This is a genomic window from Winogradskyella sp., assembly GCF_016744625.1.
Classification (GTDB): domain Bacteria; phylum Bacteroidota; class Bacteroidia; order Flavobacteriales; family Flavobacteriaceae; genus Winogradskyella.
This window is the reverse complement of the sequence record NZ_JADGDZ010000025.1, coordinates 1-24,877: the sequence shown is the minus strand read 5'-3', so window position 1 is coordinate 24,877 and position 24,877 is coordinate 1. Positions and strand designations below refer to the sequence as shown.

Here is a 24,877-nt window from a genome sequence, read left to right as displayed (position 1 = left end):
TTTGAAACCAGCACATAAAAAAATATTAACCATTGCATTACCTATTCTAATAAGCATTGGTTTAGTATGGTATTCTTTAAGTAAAGTACCCCTTGAACAAATAATTCTAGAAGCAAGACAAGCAGATTTTAGGTGGATATTGCTCAGTGTTTTTTGTTTAACATTAAGTCATTTGTCTAGAGCCTATCGTTGGCTATTTATGCTAGAGCCATTAGGTTATAAAGTGAAATTTAAAAATAGCGCGATGGCTGTTTTTGCCACCTATTTAATTAATTATGGTATTCCGAGATCTGGAGAAGTCGCTAGAGCTACAATTTTAACTAATTATGAAGATGTACCTTTTGAAAAAGGTTTTGGAACCATCGTAGCAGAACGAATCGCAGATATGTTAGTAATGCTTGGTATTATTGGCGTTACTCTTATTTTGCAATTTGAATTTATTGTTGAATTTTTTTCAGAACGATTAAGTTTTAATTCCGTTATTATTCTTGGAGTTTTGGTTTTAATTTTAGGACTATTGTTTATTGTCTTAAGAAAGAATAGTTCTAACATTATCAAAAAAATAAAAAACTTTATAAAAGGCTTAATTGAAGGTGCTTTGAGTATTTTTAAAATGAAAAAGAAGTGGCCTTTTATATTTCATACTCTGTTTATTTGGGGAATGTACCTCCTTATGTTCTATACAACCACATTTGCTTTTAAAAGTCTAGAAAATATACCTATCGCTGCAGTATTAATCGGGTTTATTTCTGCTAGCTTTAGTGTCGCTGCAACAAATGGTGGAACGGGAGCATATCCTGCCGCTGTATTTGCTGCGTTTTCTATATTTGGAATAGCCAAGGATCCAAGTTTTGCTTTCGGCTGGTTACTTTGGGGATCTCAAACACTAATGACCATTCTATTAGGAGGTCTTTCATTGATTTATCTTCCAATATACAATAGAAAGAAAACCGATATATAGAAATATTTTTTAACTTGCCCTAACTTTAAGTCTATCAATACTATGAAGAATTTTTTTACACTCGTTTTACTCTGCTTTATTGCTTTAAATCTTCAAGCTCAGGCGATTTACGAAACAATTGATTCTTATAAACTAGATGGTAAACGCGAATTGAAGATTCAACTACCTAGAAATTATGACTCTGAAGAAAAACGGTCTTACCCTTTGGTCTTAGTTCTTGATGGCGATTATTTATTCGAACCCGTTGCAGGTAATATAGATTACCAAGCTTATTGGGAAGATATTCCAGATTGTATTGTCGTCGGAGTAAAACAGGGTAAAACTAGAGAGGATGATTTCTTTTATGATAATGATACATTTTTTCCAGCACATGAAGGTGCAGATTTTTATGAGTTCGTAGCTGCTGAATTATTGCCATATATAGAAGATAATTATAAAGCTTCTAATTTTAGAATTGTCATTGGCCATGATTTAGGCGCAAATTTCATTAACTATTATTTATTTAAAGATGACCCCCTTTTTAGGTCTTATGTTGCTTTAAGTCCGGATTTAGCTCCAGAAATGGTAAATCGTTTACAAGAACGGTTGTTGATATTAGAAAAGGAAACATTTTACTATATGGCAACTGCAGATGCTGATGTAAAAGTATTGCGAAATGCTATTGTAGAGTGTGACGCAAAACTAAAATCGATTGAAAATCCTAAACTGCATTACAAGTTCGATAATTTTGAAGATGCCAACCATTATTCTTTAGTCGGAAGAGGAATTCCAAAAGCATTAAACGAAATATTTGCTTTATACAAGCCAATTAATGGTAAAGAGTATAATGAAAAAGTACTCACCTTTGAAGGTTCTCCTTATGATTATTTAATGAAAAAGTATAATGACATAGAATATTTCTACGGATTCGAAAAAAAATTAATAGAGAATGATATTAGAGCAATTGCTGCAGCTTGTAATAAAAAGGATGATTTAGAATCTTTAGATAAATTATCTAAATTAGTAAAGAAAGAATTCCCAGGGTCTATGCTAAGTGCTTATTATTTAGGGATGTATTACGAAAAAGAAGGCAATCTTAAAAAAGCCTTACAGCGATATAAATCTGGTTTGCTTTTAGAGCCATCACAATTTATCGATAAAGAAATTATGCTCGAAAAAATGTATGAGGCACAAGATGCGATGAAAAACTAATTGCGGTTCATCGAAAAAAATTGACAATTTAACGATATTTTAGTATGTTTGGAATCCCTTAACTAAACCTACTTACAAATGAGAAAGACTATTTTAATAGTTTTGGCTTGCATATTATGCACTCCAATATTGGCTCAAATCAGTTATGATGAAATCAACTCTTCAAAACTAAATGTTGTACGCCAACTTAAAATTAAACTTCCAAAGAATTACGATCCGTCTTCAGAATTAAAACATCCATTAATCATTGTTTTTGATGGTGATTATTTATTTGAACCTGTTACTGGTCAAGTTGATTTTCAAACTTATTTTGATGATATGCCAGGTTCTATTATTGTTGGTGTAGTACAAGGTAAAGAACGTTATTACGATGGCTATTGTGATGAAGTTACAGGATTGCCAAAGGAATCAGGATTGCGTTTTCACGATTTTGTATCAGACGAGTTAATTCCATACCTAGATAACAAGTATAATACTAGTAAATTTAGAGTAGCAGTTGGTCACGATTTAATGGGTAACTTTATTAATTCGTATCTATTTAAGGAAGATCCGCTTTTTCAGGCTTATGTATGTATTAGTCCTGATTTATCTGGTACTGTAAAGGATTATTTAGGGAAACGTTTAGAGTTTTTTAAAGATGATATTTTCTATTACATGGCAACTTCAGACAAAGACTTGCCAGAAATTAGAGATGCTGTTTTAAATGCGAATATTCAAATCGCTGATGTTAAGAATCAATACTTAACCTATTATTTTGATGATTTTAAAAATGATACACATTATACCCTAGTAACAAGTGCTATTTCAAAATCTTTTGACAAGATTTTCGAATTATATAAACCTCTTCGAGAAAAGGAATTGGAAGAGAAAGTATTGCCTTACGAAGGAACTTTAGATAAATATTTGGTAGATCGTTATGATAGAATTGAAGATTTATTTGGAATTAAAAAACCTATTACTGAAGAAGAGATAGAAAAAGTAGTTAAAGTTGCAGAACAACGTAACGACTTAGAATCATTAGAGAAAATTGGAAAACTAGCCAAAAAGCTTAACCCAAATTCACTATTAGGAACTTATTATTTAGCTCAATACGCTGAAAAAGTTGGAAAGACCAAAAAAGCAAAAAAACTATATGAATCTGCACTGACATTAAATGATGTTAGTCATATTAATAGGGATTTTATTTTTTCAAAAATAGATGAACTTACAGTAGTTGATACAGACAAAGAAGAAGAAGAAGAAGAAGAAGAAGAAGATAATGATGAAGAAAACTAAAAAAAGCACATTATCTACGGACTACTTTTTTGAATCTTTATATAGAAAAACAAAAAGAGTATTACTATCTCATTTGCCATCAAAATTAGTAACACTTAAGGCTTTGGCTATTGTAAGTTGGTTTAAAGACATCAACTAAAATTATCTTAATTTAGCGGTTCTAAAAATAAAACAGATTCCTGATATATATAGGAAGTGAACATGGCTAAAGTAAAAACAACCTTTTTTTGCCAAAATTGTGGCAGTCAGTATGCCAAATGGCAAGGACAGTGCACCTCATGTAAAGAATGGAATACGATTGCAGAAGAAGTGATTCAAAAACCTGAAAAGAGTAATTGGAAAGCGCCTTCTTCATCTTCTAAACGTGTTTCAAAACCTTTAAAAATAAATGAGATTGACACTTCTCAGGAGTCTAGATTAAATATGCAAGATGCAGAATTTAATCGTGTGCTAGGTGGAGGCATGGTCCATGGATCACTAACGTTATTGGGAGGAGAGCCAGGCATTGGTAAAAGTACATTGTTACTTCAGATAGCTTTAAAATTACAATACAAAACGTTATATGTTTCTGGTGAGGAAAGTCAGAAGCAAATAAAAATGCGTGCAGAACGTATTAATCCAAATAGCAATAATTGCTATATTCTTACGGAAACCAAAACACAAAATATCTTTAAACAAATCGCTACACTCCAGCCTGATATAGTAGTTATAGATTCTATTCAGACTTTACATAGTGATTATATAGAATCCTCTGCTGGTAGTATTTCTCAGATTAAAGAATGTACTACTGAGCTTATTAAATTTGCAAAAGAGACTTCTACTCCTGTTTTATTAATTGGTCATATTACTAAAGATGGACATATCGCTGGACCAAAGATTTTAGAGCATATGGTAGATACGGTTTTACAGTTTGAAGGAGATCGAAACCACGTTTTCAGAATTCTTAGAGCGAATAAGAACCGATTTGGTTCTACTAATGAGTTAGGTATATACGAAATGCAGGGTTCTGGTTTACGAGAAGTGTCTAACCCTTCAGAGATTTTAATTTCTGAAAAAGATAGCGAATTATCTGGAAATGCAATTGCTGCAACATTAGAAGGAATGAGACCTCTAATGATAGAGGTACAAGCTCTAGTCAGTACTGCTGTTTATGGCACACCACAACGTTCTGCTACAGGTTTTAATGCAAAACGACTAAATATGTTATTAGCTGTTTTAGAGAAGCGAGCAGGATTCCGTCTAGGAGCAAAAGATGTGTTTTTAAATATCACTGGTGGCATTACTGTTGACGATCCTGCAATAGATTTAGCTGTAGTAGCATCCATTTTATCATCTAATGAAGATGTCTCCTTACCAAGCGATTATTGTTTTGCAGCAGAAGTCGGTTTGTCAGGAGAAATAAGACCAGTGCAACGCGTAGAACAGCGAATTTTAGAAGCTGAAAAATTAGGGTTCTCAACCATTTTTGTTTCTAAATACAATAAAATTTCTTTAAAGAATACAGTGATTAAAGTTCAATTAATTTCTAAGATTGAAGATTTAATCGGGTTTTTGACTTAACCCCTTGATAATAAGTGTTTAGAATGCTTTTTTTGAATTAAAACCGTATAATATTGAGCATTTTGTCGGATTTTTAAAGCGTTACATCTGATAAAATTCACTTTTTTCTTGCGGATTTTCATGCAAATTTGTATTCTTGTAATATATTTTGATAAAATCAACCTAAAGTTTTTATCGTATATAAGACGTACACTCCCCTCAGAGTGAAATCCATTCGGCTAAGATTTTATTGTAGTACATAAATAATTATAGTCCCCAAACTATTATACTTATGTATAAAAATCTACTTACTACTGTATTCTGTTTTTTATTTACTGTTGCATATGCCCAAACGAATAAGCCAAGTATTCAATCTGGTGTTACTTTTCAATGGAGTGATACTCAAACACATCAAAACCAGCCAGCAACAATTGAGAGCGTAACTATAAATGGTAATGTTTACTTTAGTTTTGGTGTTCCTTCTGGGTATGAAATGACACAACTAGGACCAAGTGGTCATAACTCTAATAATATTAGACTCAATGGGGTTAAAATTGAAAATAAGAGTTCTAGTGCTACATGGAATGCTTCTGCATTGGCCGCGTTTCAATCTTTAAACCTTAATAATTATTTTGAGTGTAATGGAAATGGAGATAATATTTGTGACGATTACACAGCCGAAGAAACGACTGATGCTCAAAAAATGACGCTAACTTATTCAGGAGGTATCATTTCTAGCTCTAGTGGTGTTATAGCAGTTACTGAACGTAATGCTAACAACTGTTACCATATAGAATTTTTTGGTTATCCAGAAGATGGTTTAACAGAAGTGTCTTTGGGTGAAACTTTTGTAAATCAAACTAGTACACAATATGGTTTTGGAGGTACAGGTAGCAATAGTAATTTAGGAACACCTGGAGCTGTAAATCCGCCACCTACTGGATCTGATTATTGGTTGAGTGATCGTGTAATTGAGAATAGAGGAACTATTGGCATAGCTCTGTTTTATCTTAACGATATAGCACCAACTGGCTCATTAATAACTAAAGCCACATTAACAGCAGCATCTAATGATAATGGAGATGGAAAACTATTTATTTTAACACTTCCAGATCATGATAATGATGGTCGTAGTGATGTAGATGATTTAGATGATGATAATGATGGTATAAAAGACACAGATGAATCTGGAGGTATAGATCCTTCAGCAGACCATGATGTTGATGGTATACCTAATTATATGGATGCGAATTTTTGTACTTTGAATGCTTCTGGTATTTGCGCAAATTTAGATGCGGATAGTGATGGAGTTCCTAATCATTTCGATTTAGATGCGGACAATGATGGTATTACAGATGTTTTGGAATCTGGTGGAGTAGATATAATTAGAGATGGTCGTGCAGACGGAAAAGTAGGTTTTACTCTAACGACAGATGGAATTCCTTTATCTGCAGGAACAGGTACAAACCCTATAAATACAGATGGAACTGGGAATTATAATTTTTTGGATATAGATTCAGATGATGATGGAATTCCAGATAATATTGAAGCGCAATCCACCATAGGTTATATTGCACCTAGTGGCATTGGAACTGCTATTTTCGATTTTGACGAAGATGGTATTGATGATAATTATCGTTGGAATATTGATCTTCAAGATACAGATAAAGATGAAGTTTATGATTTTATTGATTTAGACTCAGACAATGACGAGATATTAGATATTGAAGAAAATGGTATGGCTAATGCAATCATTTTGGTCTCTGATGGAGATAATGACGGATTAGATTTGCTTTTTGAAGGTAGTAATTCTAGTGACTCTAATGATGTAAATGATGAAATTAATAACCCAAGTGCTTCAATTTTACCAGATACTGATGGTGACTTATTCTCTGGTGGTGATTTAGACTATCGCGATTTATTTAATATTAATCCACCACCTTCATCAACTATAGATTTTGATGGTGTAGATGACCGCTTAACAGGAAAAAGTATTATTAATGGACTAGGGAAAATAACCATGATGGCATGGGTGAAAATTGATGCTAGTAATAATGGTGTAGCTAATGCGACCATCGCAGGAGAAGGCATTTCCTGTAGGCTTTATGTGCAAAACGGTAATAAGCTGTTGTTCGGAATTCGTACAACTTCTGGTACTACTAATGTTGTTAACGGTATCAGCGTAAATTATAATGAATGGCATCACGTTGCAGGAACCTTTTCTAATGTAACAGGAGAACTTACTATCTATGTTGATGGTAAGTTAGAAAGTACGGTATATTTACCAACATTAATTGGTAAGACTTTCCTGGGAACGAGTTCTTGGAATGGTAATTTTGAAGTAGGCAGATTGTCGAGAGACGTAAGCAATAAGCAATATTTTGTTGGTGATATCGATGAGGTTAGAGTTTTCAGTTCGGCATTAAGTTCAGTGCAAATACAGCAAATGGTTTATCAAGAAATTGAAAATGATGGTGGAAATGTAAGAGGAAAGGTAATACCAAAACAAATAGAAGATTCAAAAACGTTTCTAAAAGTATCATGGGGGGATTTATTGGCATATTATCCCATGACAAACATAAAGAATAATAACACATTTGATTATTCAGGAAATAATAATGATCTGAGATTAGTAAATATAACAACCGTCCTAGAGCAAACATCGCCAATGCCTTATCAGACAAATATAGATGGTGATTGGAGTTCTCAAGGAACTTGGTTGCATGGAGATGTATGGGATATTGAAGATGTATCAAGCAATAAAGAATGGAGTATTATTGATATTAAGAATAATGTGACTTCTTCTAATTCACATACCAATTTAGGGTTATTGATAGAGTCTAATAAAAAATTGACCATTAATGGGGATAATAAAATAGATAATACTTGGTACTTAGAGCTTAACGGAACGTTAGATCTTAAAAACGATTCTCAATTAATTCAAGGGATTAATAGTGATTTAGTGACTTCAGCAACTGGAAAAATATTAAGATGCCAAGAAGGAAACTCAAGTGTGTATTGGTATAACTATTGGGCATCACCAGTAGGGAGCTTAGGAGCAACATCTCTAATGGATAACAATACAACAACTAATAACACCAATAATTCGGTATATAATTTAGGCATGCTTAAAAAACCTAGTGGTAGTAATTTTCAGTTTACTGGAGCTTATGATGAGGTAGGCAAAATAAGTACCTATTGGCTGTATACTTATATAAATGGTGTTACTTATTATGATTACGCACTTCTTAATCCAAACACATCATTACAACCAGGAGTAGGTTATACTCAAAAAGGAACTGGAAATACTGGTTCAGAACAACAATATCTTTTTGATGGTAAACCAAACAACGGGACTATATTGATTAATGTTACTGACACTGGAGGTAACGGCTCTGTGCCTGCAGTATCTAAGACCGATTATTTATTAGGAAACCCATATGCATCAGCTATAGATTTACATCAATTTATTAATGATAATGCGGGTGTAATAGATGGCACAATTCAATTATGGCAACAGTGGAGTGGAGCATCACATAATTTAGATGAGTACGATGGAGGTTATGCCCAAGTTAATAAGACAGGATCCACAAGAGCCTATCAATTTGTGGGCATAGAAGGAGATGTAAACAGCAATCAAGACGGCACCAAAACACCATCAAGGTACTTGCCAGTTGGTCAAGGTTTTATGACGGAAATTGTAAATAGTGGAAATATTGTTTTTAAGAACAGTCAACGTATATTTATTAAAGAAGCAGATGCAGATGGTTCTTACGCTAACGGTTCGGTTTTTTTTAGAAATGGTTCGAGTTCGCAAAACGAAAAACCAATGGGAGATTCAACTTCAGAAGAAGGCTTAATGCAAAAACTACGTATAGAATTTAATTCAGTTGATGGACCATTGACTCGAAGAGAATTATTACTTGGTTTTAGTGAAGACACATCAGATGATTACGATTATGGTTATGATGCTAAAAATGTAGAGGAGTATAATGATGACTTAAATTTAGTTTTAGAGAATGAATTAATGACCATTCAGGCTTATAGTGAAATTGCAGAAGATAAAGTGGTTCCTTTAGTATTAAAAGCTTCTGGAAACTATAACTATACTATAGCACTTACAGAAATAGAAAACATAACAGAAGACCAAGACATATACCTGTTAGATAACCTAACAAGTAATTATTATGACTTAAGAAGCGAACAACCTTATGAATTTTCATCAGAAGCTGGTGAGTTTATCAACAGATTTGAGATTGTTTTTCAAGAATTGTCCGAGTCATTATCCATAATAGATCAAACCATAAAGAACCTCAATCTTTACTATGCTTTTAAGAGAAATAAAATAGTAGTTTTAAATCCAAAAAATAAGAAGATTAAGAGTATAGAAGTGTATAATGTCTTAGGGCAATCAGTTTACAAAATTAATAGAATTTACGAAGGTACATATAATGAATTTGAAGTGCGCGATTTAAGCGAAGGTACTTATATTATAAGATTAGTGACTGAGGAAAATGGTGTCTTAACTAAAAAAATCTTGGTTAAATAAACATAAAATATAAACATTTGATAATTGAGAAAGGTTGTCTCATTGTATGATGTGATGGCCTTTTATTTTTACTTTAAATTATAACCATTTTAAATAAGTCATAATATCCCTTTTATTAAGGAATTCATGGATATTATTAGGAATAATAAAAAAAATTTAAGAATTTCAAAACTTATTATAAATTCTTACTTCATGGACAACCCTAACTTTGATTTTTTAAAATCAAGATTCCATGTTTCTAAGGAAACTTTTTTAATCTTAAAAAGCTTAGCCACAAAACGAAAGTTGACAGCTGGTGAAGAGATGGTTAAACAAGGCGGAAAAAGTAGCAAAATAGCCTTTTTAACTTCTGGATTAATGCGAGCTTTCAGCACCTTAGAATCAGGAAAACAAATCACAAAAAATATATTTACACCAATCAGTTTTGTTGGTGCATTTTCATCGTTAATTAAAGACGAACCATCCCTTCTATGTTACGAAGCTCTTGTAGATTCTGAAGTTTTTGAAGTTAATTTTAATGAATTCATCAAAATATCTAAAACTAATATCGATATAAGCAATCTATATAATAGAATTCTAGAATATGTTTTTATAATGTACGAAAGAAAACAATTGGAAACTATGGCTTTAAATGGAACTGAAAGATATTTGTCTTTAAAAAAACAGATTCCTAATATTGATAATTTAATACCACAATATCAAATAGCATCATATTTAAATATTTCTCCTGTCCAATTAAGTAGAATAAGAAAAGAACTGTAACGATATTAACATATGTTAATTCATACTAGTTTAATTCGAATTAAATTTGCCTAATATCAATTTATTTACAAATTAATATTAGTTAATAGCAATAACCCTAACAAAAAAAAGCAAACGATCGCCGTTTGCTTTTTTTTTTAGTATAAATCCCATCCTTTGGGCAGAAATTCTTAATTTTGCGCTCTTATAATACAAGACTACAATGAGCCAAAAGTTCCCTGAATATAAAGGACTTAACTTATCAAAAGTTGCTGACGAGATTGGTAGCTATTGGGAAGTAAATAATATCTTCGATAAAAGTGTAAGCACTAGAGAAGGAAAACCTCCTTACGTATTTTTTGAAGGACCTCCTTCAGCTAACGGTTTACCTGGTGTACATCATGTTTTAGCTCGTGCTATTAAAGATATTTTTCCACGTTATAAAACCATGAAAGGTTTTCAAGTAAAACGAAAAGCAGGTTGGGACACACACGGTTTACCAATAGAACTTGGTGTAGAAAAGGAACTAGGTATAACCAAAGAAGATATTGGTAAAACTATTTCTGTAGAAGATTATAATGCCGCTTGCCGAAAAGCAGTAATGCGTTACACAGATGTTTGGAATGACCTTACTCAAAAAATGGGATATTGGGTAGATATGGACGATCCATACATCACCTACGAGCCAAAATACATGGAAACTGTTTGGTGGCTCTTAAAAGAAATCTATACTAAGAAATTAATGTATAAAGGCTATACAATACAGCCTTATTCACCAAAAGCAGGTACTGGTTTGAGTTCGCATGAGGTTAATCAGCCAGGCGCATACAAAGATGTAACAGATACAACTATTGTTGCTCAGTTTAAAGCTATAGAAAGCACATTGCCAGATTTCTTACAAAACGAAGGCGATATTCATTTTACGGCATGGACTACAACACCTTGGACATTACCAAGTAATACAGCATTAACCGTTGGGCCAAAAATTGATTATGTTTTAGTTGAGACGTATAATCAATACACATTCAAACCTATGAATGTAATTTTGGCAAAAGCATTAGTCAATAAGCAATTTGATGGGAAGTTTAAACGCGTTGAAGAAAAAGTAGCACTTTTAGAATATCAAGATGGTGACAAAAAGATACCATACTTTGTTGTAAAAGAGTTTTTAGGAAAAGATCTTGTTGGTATTAAATACGAACAATTATTACCTTATGCTTTACCAAACGACAATCCTCAAGATGCTTTTAGAATTATAGCAGGAGATTTTGTAACTACAGAAGATGGTACAGGAATAGTGCATACAGCACCAACCTTTGGAGCTGATGATGCCTTGGTCGCAAAACAAGCAACACCAGAGGTACCACCTTTATTGGTGAAAGACGATAATGATAACTTAGTACCACTTGTAGATTTACAAGGTCGTTTTAGACCAGAAATGAAAGAGTTTGGTGGTAAGTATGTTAAGAATGAATATTATAATGATGGTGAAGCGCCAGAACGATCAATAGATGTAGAGTTAGCCATTAAGTTAAAAGAAGAGAATAAAGCCTTTAAGGTAGAAAAATATAAACACAACTATCCTCATTGTTGGCGTACGGATAAACCAATTTTATACTACCCATTAGATTCTTGGTTTATTAAAGTAACAGACATTAAAGGTCGTATGCACGAGTTGAATACAACCATTAATTGGAAACCAAAATCAACTGGAGAAGGACGTTTTGGAAACTGGTTAGCTAATGCAAACGATTGGAATTTGTCACGTTCTCGTTATTGGGGAATTCCATTACCAATTTGGAGAACCGAAGATGGTAAAGAAGAAATCTGTATTGGTTCAGTAGAAGAGCTTAAAGACGAAATGCAAAAAGCAGTTTCAGCAGGTATTTTAGCTAAAGATATTTTTGAAGATTTTGAAGTCGGAAACAATTCCGAAGAAAACTACGCAAAGTTAGATTTACATAAAAACATAGTTGATGAGATCGTATTAGTCTCAGCAAGCGGACAACCAATGAAGCGCGAAAGCGATTTAATAGATGTTTGGTTCGATTCTGGTTCTATGCCTTATGCACAATGGCATTACCCTTTTGAAAACAAAAACCTAATTGATAATAATGAAGCTTTTCCAGCAGATTTTATCGCAGAAGGAGTAGACCAAACACGTGGATGGTTCTATACGCTTCATGCTATTGGCACAATGGTTTTTGATTCTATAGCTTATAAAAATGTTGTCTCAAACGGACTCGTTTTAGATAAGAAAGGTCAAAAGATGTCTAAGCGTTTAGGAAATGCTGTAGATCCTTTTGAAACTCTATCTAAATATGGAGCTGATGCTACACGTTGGTACATGATTAGTAATGCAAACCCTTGGGATAACTTAAAGTTTGATAGCGACGGTATTGCAGAAGTGAGTCGTAAATTCTTCGGTACACTGTATAATACGTATTCATTCTTCACGCTTTATACAAACATTGATGGTTTTAATTATAGCGAAGCAGATATTGCATTAGAAGAACGACCAGAAATAGACCGTTGGATTTTATCAGAATTAAACACTTTAATTCAGAAGGTAGATAAGTTTTATGCTGAATATGAGCCGACAAAAGCTGCGAGAGCAATTTCAGACTTTACGCAAGATTATTTAAGTAATTGGTTTGTGCGTTTAAGCAGAAGACGTTTCTGGAAAGGGGATTACCAAATAGATAAAATTTCGGCTTACCAAACACTTTATACATGTATGGAAACGATTGCTAAGCTTGGAGCACCAATTGCGCCTTTCTTTATGGATCGTTTATATTTAGACTTAAATGCAGTCTCTAAAAAAGAGAATTTTGAGAGTGTACATTTAGCAGAATTTCCAAAAGTAGATGTTAATTCAATTGATAAAGTTTTAGAACGAAAAATGGAGAATGCACAGACAATATCTTCATTAGTATTATCGTTGAGAGCTAAGGAGAAGATTAAAGTACGTCAGCCACTTCAAAAAATAATGATTCCTGTTGATAGCCAACAACAGAAAGAGGAAATAGAAGCAGTTTCAGATTTAATTAAACATGAAGTTAATATAAAAGAGATTGAACTTTTAGAAGATGCTTCAGATATATTGGTAAAACAAATTAAGCCAAATTTTAAGATCTTAGGACCTAAGTTTGGAAAGGATATGAAGTTGATTTCCAGTGCTATAAATGCCTTTAATGCTGATGATATTAAAAAAATTGAGCAAAATGGCAGTGTTGATGTTGAAATTAACGGAAAAAATATTACTTTGGGATTAGATGATGTAGAGATTACATCTCAAGATATTGAAGGGTGGCTTGTAGCTAACGAAGGTGCATTAACAGTAGCTTTAGATGTAACAATAAGTGAAGAATTACGGAAAGAAGGCGTTGCACGAGAACTCGTAAACCGTATTCAAAATTTACGTAAGGATTCAGGATTTGAGGTTACTGACAGAATTGACGTACAAATTCAAAATGATGCTCAAGTTGCAGCAGCAATTGTTTCAAATGAGGAATATATTAAATCAGAAACATTAACTGAAGATTTAAAAATTATAGATAACCTAAACAATGGTATAGAAATTGCTTTTGACGAAATCAATACCAAATTGTTTATAAAAAAACATTAAAAATATGGCAGCAGATACAAATAATAGATTTTCTGATAAAGATTTAGAAGAATTTAAGGTTTTAATTAATGAGAAAATTGAAAAAGCACAGCACGATTTAGAGCTTATTAAAAGTGCATATATGAACGATCATAATAATGGTACTGAAGATACATCTCCAACTTTTAAGGCATTTGATGAAGGTAGTGCTGTTATGAGTAAAGAGTCTAATTCTGCATTAGCAATTCGTCAAGAAAAGTTTATTAGAGATTTGAAAAATGCAGTTATCAGAATTGAAAATAAAACTTATGGTGTTTGCCGTGTAACAGGAAAATTAATCAATAAAGAGCGTTTAAAATTAGTGCCTCATGCAACACTTAGTATTGAAGCTAAGAATATGCAGAAATAAGTCGTTTTTTGAACAAAAAAATCAAAATCATAAAGCCTTGGATTATTAATTTCAAGGCTTTTTATTTAGATTAATTTCAGTCTTTTAAGCCAAAATATGTCTTTAAAAAAAGCCTCATTTATTATCATTCTTATTTTACTGATAGATCAAATTAGTAAAATATATATTAAAACCCATTTTCAACTAAATGAAGATGTGACGGTTTTCTCTTGGTTTAAAATAGCCTTTGTAGAAAATGATGGTATGGCTTGGGGAACAAAATTGAGTGATCTTTTTACCTTTATCTCAGACAAATCAGCTAAACTAATTTTAACTTTATTTAGAATTGCTGCTGTTACTGGTATTGCATTTTGGCTAGTAGATGTGACTAAAAAGAAGCGATCTAAAATCCTAATTTTTGCTATCGCTATTATTTTTGCTGGTGCTTTAGGAAATATTATTGACTCTGTGTTTTATGGTGTCCTTTTTAGTGATAGTGATATGCAAGTCGCAACATTTTTGCCAGAAGCTGGTGGTTATGCAGATGTATTTCATGGTAAGGTTGTAGATATGCTTCATTTTCCTTTATGGAATGGTATTTTACCAGAGTGGTTACCAGTAATTGGAGGAAGACTCTTTTCATTTTTCGATCCAGTTTTTAATGTGGCTGATGTTGCAATTAGTACTGGCATTGGGATTTTAATTGTGTTTAATAAGAAGGCGTTTAAAGAAACTTCTGAAATTGATATGTCTCATTCGGAGTCACACAATAATCCAACTTAACATCATTCTCTGAAGCTTCAAAAACTTCATCTTCAGCTTCAAAAAAAGACAAGCCAATTTTTATAGTTTCAGGTTTGCAATCAGCTAAAAATCGATCGTAAAAGCCTTTTCCGTAGCCAATTCTATTTCCAGATTTATCACAAGTCAATAAAGGAACAAAAACTACGTCTAATTTAGAGGACTGAATTTCTATACCATCAACAGGTTCAGGAATATTGTAGTCGTTTTTTTTGATTCTTGTGTTATCCGTAAGCAGATAATGTGTCATAGTATAATCTTCAAAATTACTTTTTGAAATGACAATGTTTTTATCCTTTCCAGATAGAATGTTTAATATATAGTCTGTATTGATTTCCTTTTGTTCTTCAATAGTTAAAAAGATATGATAAAAGGATTTATCCCAAGCCTCTAATTTTAATAATTGGTTCGCAATGGCTAAACTATAATCATCAATTTCAGACTCAGAAAGCAATTGTCTTAAAGCTTTATATTTTTTTCGAAGTTCAAATTTTTTCACGATTCTAGTTTTGTGGAAATATGAAAAATGGCATCACCTTGATAGATAATTGGTGATTCATTTACATTAAAAATATAACCATCATTTGGAGCTTTTACAAAATGGTTAAAGCTACCATAAGGATCCGTAATGTGTCCTAAAACATCTCCTTTTTGTACTATAGAATTCACCGAAACATCAGCTTTAAACATACCAGAATGGTTAGCACGTATCCACTTACTATCAGCAATTTTTATATCTTTTCTTTTAGGTTTTGAAACCTTAAACTTGCTATTTAACATTTCTAAATGATTCAATACACGTTTGGTGCCATTTACACCAGTGTTTGTAATTGTACTATCTATATTGAACGACTTTCCACCTTCAAATAAAAGCATTGGTATACCATGTTTGTAGCAAGAATTTCTAAATGATTTATTAAGGTTTTTTGAATAATATATAAAAGGTGCTCCAAACACTTGAGCTAACTCATCTAGAACAATTTCGTTTTTTACAATACGTATTTGAGCCGCATTAAATCGATCTGCTCCACCTGTATGAAAGTCTAAAATTAAATCTGCATGAGGGACAATTTCTGTCATTAACTTATGTGCTACTCTGCTAGCTAAAGAACCGCCTTTTCCACCAGGAAAAACACGGTTTAAATCTCTGCCATCTGGAAACAATCTATCCATATGTATAAAACCAAATACATTAATCACAGGAATACAAATAATGGTTCCTTTTTTAGGTTTATTAATGCCCTTAGCTATAATCTGACGCACAATTTCTACTCCATTGATTTCATCTCCATGAATACCAGCCGTAATCAATACTGTTGGGCCAGGTTTTTTAGAACGCTCAATAATCACAGGAACATCGATAGTGTTTTGTGTATGTAATTTGGCAACATTAAAACTCACTTTTGCACTTTCACCAAGTGCTACTTTCTCACCTAGTATATGTAATACCTCCTTTTCACTCATATTTATTTCCTGTGAAAACAGGAATCTATTTATTCTTAATTCTATCTATTTTTTACTACGTTCTATAAAAGTAATAATGGCTCTTGCTATATTTTTCTGTGTGGCACCTTCTATACCTTCTAGTCCAGGTGTAGAGTTTACCTCCATAATCAAAGGTCCTCTTGCGGATTGTAGCATGTCCACTCCACAAACCGGGAGCTTTAAAGCGCGAGCGGCTTTTATGGCTAACTTTAACTCGTCTTCAGTGAGTTTAATTAAATAGGCACTTCCTCCTCTATGTATGTTAGAACGAAACTCACCATCTTTTCCTTGACGCTTCATGGCGCCAATAACTTGTCCATCTACTATTAATGCTCTAAGATCTGCACCTTTAGCTTCTTCAATATATTCTTGTACCAGTGCTCTGGCTTGTAATCCATTAAAAGCTTCAAGCACGGATTCGGCAGCATTTTTAGATTCAGCTAAAACCACTCCCAAGCCTTGAGTTCCTTCAAGTAGTTTTATAATTACAGGAGGACCACCAACATGTGCTAGAACTTCTTCAACATCACGAGAATAATTTGTAAAAACTGTTTTTGGCATTCCAATTCCGGCTTTAGACAAGCGTTGAAAACTTCTCAGTTTATCTCTACTACGAATAATTGCATCAGAAGTTACTGTTGTAAAAACATTCATCATTTCAAATTGTCTTACAACAGCACAACCAAAAAAAGTAACCGAAGCTCCAATTCTTGGAATAATGGCATCTACATAATCTAAATAACGATCCTTATAATAAATGGTTGGTTTTTCTTGTTCAATGATAATATCGCATTTAAGCGGATCAATGACTTCAATATCATGACCTCTATTTTCACCTTCTTCAATAAGGCGTCTTGTAGAATACAAGTGTTCATTTCTAGATAGGATGACGATATTCATAGTAAATACTTAAAGTGCTAAAGTTAATAAGTATTTAAGGCAACTCAAATTTTTAAGCTGGTTTATTGAAGTGGTGCTTGTTGTGTTAACTTTAAGTAGATGTGAGTTCTAACTTGTAACTTTTATTTACCTTTGGTTTAATGCCAGAAACTACCTTAGAAATACAAATAAAAACCCTGCCACATCAACCAGGTGTTTACCAATATTTTGACATTGACGAAAAGCTTATTTATGTTGGTAAGGCTAAGGATATTAAAAAACGCGTTAGTAGTTACTTTACTAAACATCACGATTATGGAAAAACGCGTGTTTTAGTTAAGAATATAGTCTCTGTAAAACATATTGTGGTTGAGACAGAAAATGATGCCTTATTACTAGAAAACAACCTTATAAAGAAATATCAGCCTAAGTATAATGTATTGCTTAAAGATGATAAATCGTATCCTTGGATTTGTATAAAAAAAGAACGTTTCCCTAGAGTGTTTCCAACACGAAGGGTGATTAAAGATGGTTCTGAATATTTTGGACCATACACAAGCATGAAAACCGTAAAAACCCTGTTAGGTTTAATAAAAGGACTATATCAATTACGAACCTGTAATTATGATTTATCTGAAGCTAAAATCAAAGCAGGAAAGTATAAAGTCTGTTTAGAGTATCACTTAGGAAATTGCAAAGGAGCATGCGAAGGCTACGAAACAGAGGAAGAATACCATTCTAATATCACTACAATACGGGAAATTTTAAAAGGAAATTTTAAAGATTCATTACAACAGTTTAGAATACAAATGAAGCAGCATGCGGAGAATATGCAGTTTGAAGATGCTCAGAAAATAAAAGAGAAACTTGAAGTTTTAGAAAATTACCAAGCAAAGTCAACTATTGTAAATCCTAAGATTAGTAATGTAGATGTGTTTTCAATTATTAGTGATGAAACCTATGCTTATGTTAATTTTTTACAATTGAGTTATGGTTCTATTATCAGGTCTCACACACTAGAATTAAAAAAGAAGTTACAAGAATCAGATACAGAATTATTAGAATTAGCAATTACCGAAATCAGACAACGTTTTAATTCTAATTCAAAAGAAATTTACGTGCCTTTTAAAGTTAATTTGGGTGAAGAGATTAAAGTAACTGTTCCTAAACTTGGTGATAAGAAAAACATCCTAGATTTATCGATTCGTAATACGAAGTATTTCAGAATGGATAAGTTTAAACAGGTAAAACTTGTTGATCCAGATAGACATGCCAATAGAATTATGGCACAGATGAAAGCCGATTTACAATTGCCTGAAGAGCCTAGACATATTGAATGTTTCGATAATTCTAATATTCAGGGTACAAACCCTGTAGCTGCTTGTGTTGTTTTTAAAAATGGTAAGCCTAGTAAAAAAGAGTATCGTAATTTTAATATAAAAACAGTTGAAGGTCCAGACGATTTTGCGTCAATGGAAGAAGTAGTATACAGACGTTATAAACGTTTGGTTGAAGAAGAGCAACCTTTACCACAGCTCATTATCATTGATGGAGGAAAAGGACAATTGTCTTCGGCATTAAAAAGTTTAGATATCTTAGAATTAAGAGGAAAAATCGCTATTATTGGTATTGCTAAACGTTTAGAGGAATTGTTTTATCCAGATGATCCAATCCCACTATATTTAGATAAGAAAAGTGAAACTTTAAAAATTATTCAGCAATTAAGAAACGAAGCGCATCGTTTTGGGATAGAGCATCATAGAAACAGGCGAAGTAAAGGTGCATTAACCACGGAACTAGAAAATATATCTGGAGTAGGAGAGCAAACTATTGTTGATTTAATGAAGAGTTTTAAGACGGTAAAACGAATTGCAAATGCAAAGCTAGATGAGCTCGAAGCTGTTGTTGGAGTTTCTAGAGCTAATAAAATTTATAATTATTATCATAAAGAATAAGTTGAAATTGTCCCAAACATATAAGTCCAAGTATTCATGTCTTATTTTAATTCTGGTATTTTTTACTATGAGTTGCAATTTTCTGCAAGCTCAAGAAATAAAAGAACCAAAAGTTGGATTAGTGCTCAGTGGTGGTGGAGCAAAGGGATTTGCACATATAGGTGCTTTAAAAGTAATAGATAGCCTAGGCATTAAAATCGATTATATTTCTGGTACAAGTATGGGAGCAATAATTGGCTCACTTTACGCTACAGGTTATTCAGGGAAACAGCTAGAGGCGATGTTCAATACTCAAGATTTTGATGAGTTGATAAATGACGAATTTCCTCGAGATACGAAATCATTTTATGAACGGGATAATTCTGAAAAACATGCTGTGAGTCTACCTTTCGATAAGTTTAAAATCAGCCTACCTTCTGCTTTATCTCGTGGGCAAAATGTCTATAACTTATTATATCATTTAATGTTACCTGTTAACCATATTAGAGATTTTAAAAAATTACCTATTCCCTTTTTCTGTATTGCAACAGATATTGAAACAGGTGAATCTTTAATTATGGAAAAAGGGAGGCTAGCTGAAGTAGTTACAGCAAGCGGTGCTTTGCCTTCTTTGTTTCAGCCAGTAACAATCGATGATAGAATATTAATAGATGGAGGAGTTACTAATAATTTTCCTGTTGAAGAGTTGAGAGCAAAAGGCATGGATATTATTATCGGAGTAGATGTCCAAGATGCCTTAAAAGATAGAGAATCTTTAAAATCGGCACCAGATATTTTAATGCAGATTAATAATTTTCGTACTATTAATGCGATGAAAAACAAGGCTCCACTTACAGATATCTATATAAAACCAGATATCACTAATTTTTCTGTCATTTCTTTCAGTGAAGGAAAAGATATTATTGCCAATGGAGAGGCTGCTGCAAGGGTTAACATTTCAGAATTATTAAAAGTAAAAAACCAACAAAACATTGTAGTTAATAGACCAATAATTAAACCTCTCGATAGCATAAAAATTAGATCTATTGGAATTGAAGGGAATGAGAGATATACTAGATCTTATCTTTTAGGAAAACTAAAACTCAGAGGAAATGAAATGATGAGTTATAGAGAATTTAGAAAAAGAATTAATAATCTTATTGCGACTAATAACTTTGACACCTTTAGGTATCAATTAGAACCTATTGGTAATGATGATGAATATAACTTAAGAGGTAAAGTAAAAGAATCTGAAACCACAACTTTTTTAAAGTTAGGTGTACACTATGATGATTTATATAAAAGTGCAGCTTTAGTAAACCTTACCAAAAAGCGATTACTTTTTAATAATGACATTGCGTCGTTAGATATTGTTCTTGGTGATAATTCCAGATATAATTTTGATTATTTTATAGATAAAGGTTTTTATATCAGTATAGGAATTAAATCGCGTTTTAATCAATTTCATAAGAATGTAAATCCTTTACTTGCCTTAGAGGAAGGTTCTTCTTTATTGTCTGGATTAAATAAGATTGATGCAGAACTTTCAGATTTCACCAATCAGGTTTATTTACAAACTATTTTTAGAAAGGATTTTGCATTTAGGGTTGGAGCTGAGTATAAACGCTTAAAGATTACGTCTGAGACCATAATAGAAGATAACCAAGGAGATGAAATTATTTTCGAAAACACTGGGTACTTTGGTGTATTTGGTAATTTAAAATTCGATAGTTATAGCGATCGCTATTTTCCAAAAAAAGGTTTTTATTTTAATGGTGATTTCCATTGGTATTTAAATGCTTCAAATTTTAATAAAGACTTTGAGAAATTTGCGATAGCCAAAGCAGATATTGGTTATGCTTTTAGTTTTAGTGATAAAGTCGCTCTAAAAACAGAAACAAATGGTGGTTTTAAAATAGAAGATAATTCTACAACAGCTCTTGGCTTTGCATTAGGTGGTTATGGTAATAACTTTATAAATAATTTCACGTCATTTTATGGATATGACTATATTGAGCTTTCAGGAGATAGTTTTGTAAAAGCCGCATTCACTTTAGATTACGAAATTTTTAAAAAGCATCATTTGATATTGGCTGCGAATTATGCGAATATTGAAGATGGAATTTTCGAATCTGGGGAATGGCTTACATCACCAGATTTTAGTGGTTATGTATTGGGTTATTCGTTAGAAACATTTCTTGGACCTTTAGAAGGAAAATACACCTACTCACCAGATACAGGGAATGGATATTGGTTTTTTAATCTTGGATTTTGGTTTTAAACGAAACGAATGTTTTGTCATGCTGAATTTATTTCAGCATCTCACTTTAAACTTTCTGTCACATCGAGCGCAGTCGAGATGCCATAATTTACAACTTATAACTAACTTTAAACATCACAATTCGAGGTAGAATAAAAGTCTTACTATCACTAATCACAAATGCATTAAAAGAATTTCGTTGCTTAAATTTCACATCAAACAAATTGGTAGCATTAACTTCAAATCCCCAAGGACTATCTTCTTTCTGGTAAAATAATGAAGCATTTGCAGTATCAAACGTGTTAGTGGTATTTTGGCTTTTGTTATTATAGTTATCAAAGGTATAATCTGCTTTGAATATAAAATCGTTTAGAAAATCGTATTCTAAGATGACTTCTAATTTATCGTTTTCAAATTTTGAAATACTGCTTTGGGCTTTATAATTACTAAAATCGTTGGTGTAGTTGAGCTCTATATTTGGATGGTTTTTAAAAGAAGTTTCAACACCAATAGTTGAAGAAATTGATTTTGAAACATTAAGATTGGTTTCATTATTTAAAATTTGATAAAAATCACTATAATTAAAACGACTGCTGAGGTTATAACGTATTTTGTTTATTTTTTTAGAAATACGTCCACTTACAGACCAATTATGTTCTGGTTGGTCAAACATAATGGGCGTATTAAAAGACTCTATGCCATTAAGTTCTGATACGGTTTTAATAGTTTTAACACGTTTATTAAAACTGGTGTTAACATTAAAGTTAAGACCTTTAAACAAGCTAAATTTATGATAACTCAGCGTAGCTGTGTGATACAACTGATTTTCTAACTGAGCGTTACCTCTATAAACACTATTAAAATTAGACAATACAAAGTTATTAGCCAATTGATTAATGCTAGAAAAACGAGCGTTAAGACGATATTTAATATTAAGTTTTTCACTATTATTAAATTCTACTTTAGTTGTAAATTGAGGTAATGCTATGTTTTTAGAATGAGTTTCTGCAACATCAAACTGCTGAGTTCTCCATAGATAACCATGATAAAACACACCTGGTTTAAAAGTTGCATTACCAATTTGAAACTTGTATTCTAAACCCAAATAGGTATCTACAAACTGATACCCAAAATCATTACCAAAACCAGCAGAGCTAAAATTATTGATGCTTCCGTCATTAAGCACTTGCACATCTTCATTTAAGAAATCATTAAAAGACGTATTAATACCAACACTTATATAAAGGTGATTAAAATTATTAAGCACCCAATAATCTTTAACTATGGCATTAAAATTATGCGATTTAGATGTTTTAGTTTGAAGGATATTATACACATCGTCATCTACCAAAGGAATTAAACCTTGTAATATTTGCTGATTAGTTAGCCACTCTGTAATTGGTTTATCATTCTGAAAATTATAAGTGGCTTCTAAGGTTGCCGTATGCGCTTTTGATAGTTTACGACTGTAAGATATATTCTGTTTTAAATTAAATGCGGTAACGTCTGTGAGTGTTGTAATGCTATTAGTCTGGTTTGGGCTAATTGTATTTAAAAATCCACGACTATCATTATTAGTTACTTTTACAAAGGCATTATAGGCAAAATCTTCTTCATAACTCGGATCGTAATCTATAGTAACTTTACCAATAGTAAAAAAGTTGTTGAGATTATTGATAACCGTTCTATCTTCAGTAAAAGGTTCTGTAATATTTTGGTAAGCATTTAAGGTATTGCTTGCTGTTTCTGTTTTAGAGTTAGAGGTAATGAGATAACCACTTATATCAGTGCTATTAGAAACCGATTGCCTAATATTTAAAGCACTAAATTGATTAACATTAGCTATAAAATCTTGGTTATTGAGATAACGTGCAAAATCACTATTAAACAAACTAAAATAACTACCAGCATCGTTTAGTAGTTTACCAAAGCCACCCTCAAATTCTAAGTAATCATTAAAACTAAAACTCTTTATGCCGTGGTTGTTAAGATCTCCAATAAAGTTAAGATTGGTTTTTGGGCTAAAATAAAAAATATTGGGATGTAATAAGAAACGTTTTTTAATACCTGCACCAACCTCTATATCACCAAATACAAACTTCTTTTTATCTTCTTTTAGCAGAATATTCATTGCCATATCATCAGAGTCTTGTAAACCTTTTAGCATGGCAACCTCATTGTAATTATCTAAAATCTCAACTTTCTCAACTGCATCTGCAGGTATGTTGTTTACGGCAAGTTTACTGTTGCCCGTAAAAAAGGTTTTGTTCTCCACTAAAACTTTGGTCACTTTTTTACCTTGTACAGTAACATTACCTGCTCTATCCACTTCTACGCCTGGCAATTTTTTAAGGGCATCTCGTAGTTTGCGTTCTTCACCAGTTACAAACTTTGTAACATCGTAAGTTATAGTGTCTTTTTTTACATTAATTGATGGAGTATATTTTATGGTAACTTCATCTAATTGGTTTGGGTTTTCTTTGAGGACAAAGTTTTTAGTAATGTCTTGGTCTATGGTAATAATAGTTATGGTTTGTGGTTTGTAGCCTAGATAACTTACCGTGAGTTCGTAAGTTTGGTTTTTTAAAAGACCCAGTTTATAACTTCCGTCTTTTTCTGTAATGGCGAATTTTACCTCTTGGTTATCGCTTTCTGGTATTGCCAAAATATTGGCATAGGGCAAATGCTTTTTTAGGCTGTCGGTGACTTTGCCACTATAAATTATGCTTTGGCTAAAAGAAAAGACATTAAATAATAAAACCATTATAAAGAGTAGTAGTTTGTCTGTAATATTCAATATCTAATTCCCTCTATTATTAATAGCTTCTTTTATAAGTTTGTCAAAATCACTTTGAGAAATTTTATTATTTCCTTTAGGTTTTTCAATACTTATTTCTTTGGTCTTAAAGATTTTAATACTATCAGCAAAATATATAATATTATCCAAATGTAATTCAAGTATTAATCCAGGTAATCCATTATATCCTAAAGGACCAAATGGCATACTTAACTCTGGACAATACCAAGCCTCCACATTTATTTCAAATTTTTCGCCTTTAAAATTTTCTTTAGTAATGGATTTTGTGGCTTTATAGCAAATATAATTATCAATTTTCTTTTTTTCTTTAGTGATATTCCAATTATTTTCAAAATCACACTCAATAATAAAAAAAGTTCCTAAAGCAGATACTTTCTTTACAATGATGTTTTCGCTACTATTAGCATAATATTCATTATCACATTCCAAAGCAATTTTCGCTAACATAT

The 24,877-nt window shown here is 32.2% G+C and carries 17 protein-coding genes; 12 read left to right on the top strand and 5 right to left on the bottom strand.

Annotated features, from left to right (window positions below; all coding sequences use genetic code 11):
• The first annotated feature begins 1 nt into the window (after position 1).
• From QZZ53_RS07490 to QZZ53_RS07445, 10 genes are all read left to right on the top strand, one after another.
• On the top strand, positions 2-961 hold the full coding sequence (locus QZZ53_RS07490; RefSeq protein ID WP_296383165.1) for a lysylphosphatidylglycerol synthase transmembrane domain-containing protein: 960 nt from the start codon (positions 2-4) through the stop codon (positions 959-961).
• A gap of 42 nt (positions 962-1,003) precedes the next feature.
• On the top strand, positions 1,004-2,152 hold the full coding sequence (locus QZZ53_RS07485; protein ID WP_296383163.1) for an alpha/beta hydrolase-fold protein: 1,149 nt from the start codon (positions 1,004-1,006) through the stop codon (positions 2,150-2,152).
• A 78-nt stretch (positions 2,153-2,230) separates the two neighbouring features.
• Positions 2,231-3,427, top strand: a complete 1,197-nt coding sequence (locus tag QZZ53_RS07480; protein WP_296383160.1) for an alpha/beta hydrolase-fold protein — start codon at positions 2,231-2,233, stop codon at positions 3,425-3,427.
• Positions 3,414-3,566 (top strand): hypothetical protein, encoded by a 153-nt coding sequence (locus QZZ53_RS07475; protein ID WP_296383158.1) that lies wholly within the window; start codon positions 3,414-3,416, stop codon positions 3,564-3,566. Before QZZ53_RS07480 ends, QZZ53_RS07475 begins: the two co-directional genes overlap by 14 nt.
• Positions 3,567-3,628: 62 nt before the next feature.
• The gene (gene radA, locus QZZ53_RS07470; RefSeq protein ID WP_296383156.1) at positions 3,629-4,987 is read left to right on the top strand and encodes a DNA repair protein RadA; all 1,359 of its coding nucleotides are present in this window, start codon (positions 3,629-3,631) and stop codon (positions 4,985-4,987) included.
• Between the two features lie 271 nt (positions 4,988-5,258).
• Positions 5,259-9,515 (top strand): LamG-like jellyroll fold domain-containing protein, encoded by a 4,257-nt coding sequence (locus QZZ53_RS07465; protein ID WP_296383155.1) that lies wholly within the window; start codon positions 5,259-5,261, stop codon positions 9,513-9,515.
• A gap of 192 nt (positions 9,516-9,707) precedes the next feature.
• On the top strand, positions 9,708-10,277 hold the full coding sequence (locus QZZ53_RS07460) for a Crp/Fnr family transcriptional regulator (protein ID WP_296383153.1): 570 nt from the start codon (positions 9,708-9,710) through the stop codon (positions 10,275-10,277).
• 202 nt (positions 10,278-10,479) lie between these two features.
• The gene (ileS, locus tag QZZ53_RS07455) at positions 10,480-13,884 is read left to right on the top strand and encodes an isoleucine--tRNA ligase (protein WP_296383151.1); all 3,405 of its coding nucleotides are present in this window, start codon (positions 10,480-10,482) and stop codon (positions 13,882-13,884) included.
• A gap of 4 nt (positions 13,885-13,888) precedes the next feature.
• On the top strand, positions 13,889-14,272 hold the full coding sequence (locus QZZ53_RS07450) for a TraR/DksA C4-type zinc finger protein (protein ID WP_296383150.1): 384 nt from the start codon (positions 13,889-13,891) through the stop codon (positions 14,270-14,272).
• 96 nt (positions 14,273-14,368) lie between these two features.
• A complete protein-coding gene (locus QZZ53_RS07445; protein ID WP_296383148.1) occupies positions 14,369-15,034 on the top strand; it encodes a lipoprotein signal peptidase in 666 nt (221 codons plus the stop codon).
• Here the strand turns inward: QZZ53_RS07445 and QZZ53_RS07440 are convergent.
• Genes QZZ53_RS07440 through rimK form a run of 3 tightly spaced genes read right to left on the bottom strand, consistent with a single transcriptional unit; the run spans position 14,976 to position 17,437 of the window.
• Positions 14,976-15,551, bottom strand: coding sequence for a 5-formyltetrahydrofolate cyclo-ligase (locus tag QZZ53_RS07440; protein WP_296383146.1), 576 nt, complete (start codon positions 15,549-15,551; stop codon positions 14,976-14,978). The two genes, QZZ53_RS07445 and QZZ53_RS07440, sit on opposite strands and share 59 nt — an antisense overlap.
• Entirely contained in the window at positions 15,548-16,516 is a 969-nt protein-coding gene (locus tag QZZ53_RS07435; protein WP_296383144.1) for a succinylglutamate desuccinylase/aspartoacylase family protein, read from the bottom strand. The genes QZZ53_RS07440 and QZZ53_RS07435 overlap by 4 nt, the downstream gene beginning before the upstream one ends.
• A 45-nt stretch (positions 16,517-16,561) precedes the next feature.
• On the bottom strand, positions 16,562-17,437 hold the full coding sequence (gene rimK / locus QZZ53_RS07430; protein ID WP_296383142.1) for a 30S ribosomal protein S6--L-glutamate ligase: 876 nt from the start codon (positions 17,435-17,437) through the stop codon (positions 16,562-16,564).
• Positions 17,438-17,577: 140 nt separating this feature from the next.
• Here rimK and uvrC point away from each other — a divergent pair, with 140 nt between their 5' ends.
• Both uvrC and QZZ53_RS07420 read left to right on the top strand, forming a co-directional pair.
• The gene (gene uvrC / locus QZZ53_RS07425; RefSeq protein WP_296383140.1) at positions 17,578-19,371 is read left to right on the top strand and encodes an excinuclease ABC subunit UvrC; all 1,794 of its coding nucleotides are present in this window, start codon (positions 17,578-17,580) and stop codon (positions 19,369-19,371) included.
• A 67-nt stretch (positions 19,372-19,438) separates the two neighbouring features.
• The gene (locus QZZ53_RS07420) at positions 19,439-21,631 is read left to right on the top strand and encodes a patatin-like phospholipase family protein (RefSeq protein WP_296383138.1); all 2,193 of its coding nucleotides are present in this window, start codon (positions 19,439-19,441) and stop codon (positions 21,629-21,631) included.
• A gap of 88 nt (positions 21,632-21,719) precedes the next feature.
• Here the strand turns inward: QZZ53_RS07420 and QZZ53_RS07415 are convergent, their stop codons facing one another.
• On the bottom strand, positions 21,720-24,374 hold the full coding sequence (locus QZZ53_RS07415; RefSeq protein WP_296383191.1) for a carboxypeptidase-like regulatory domain-containing protein: 2,655 nt from the start codon (positions 24,372-24,374) through the stop codon (positions 21,720-21,722).
• Positions 24,375-24,410: 36 nt separating this feature from the next.
• The coding region (locus QZZ53_RS07410) for a GLPGLI family protein (RefSeq protein ID WP_296383136.1) at positions 24,411-24,877 on the bottom strand (467 nt) is incomplete at its 5' end.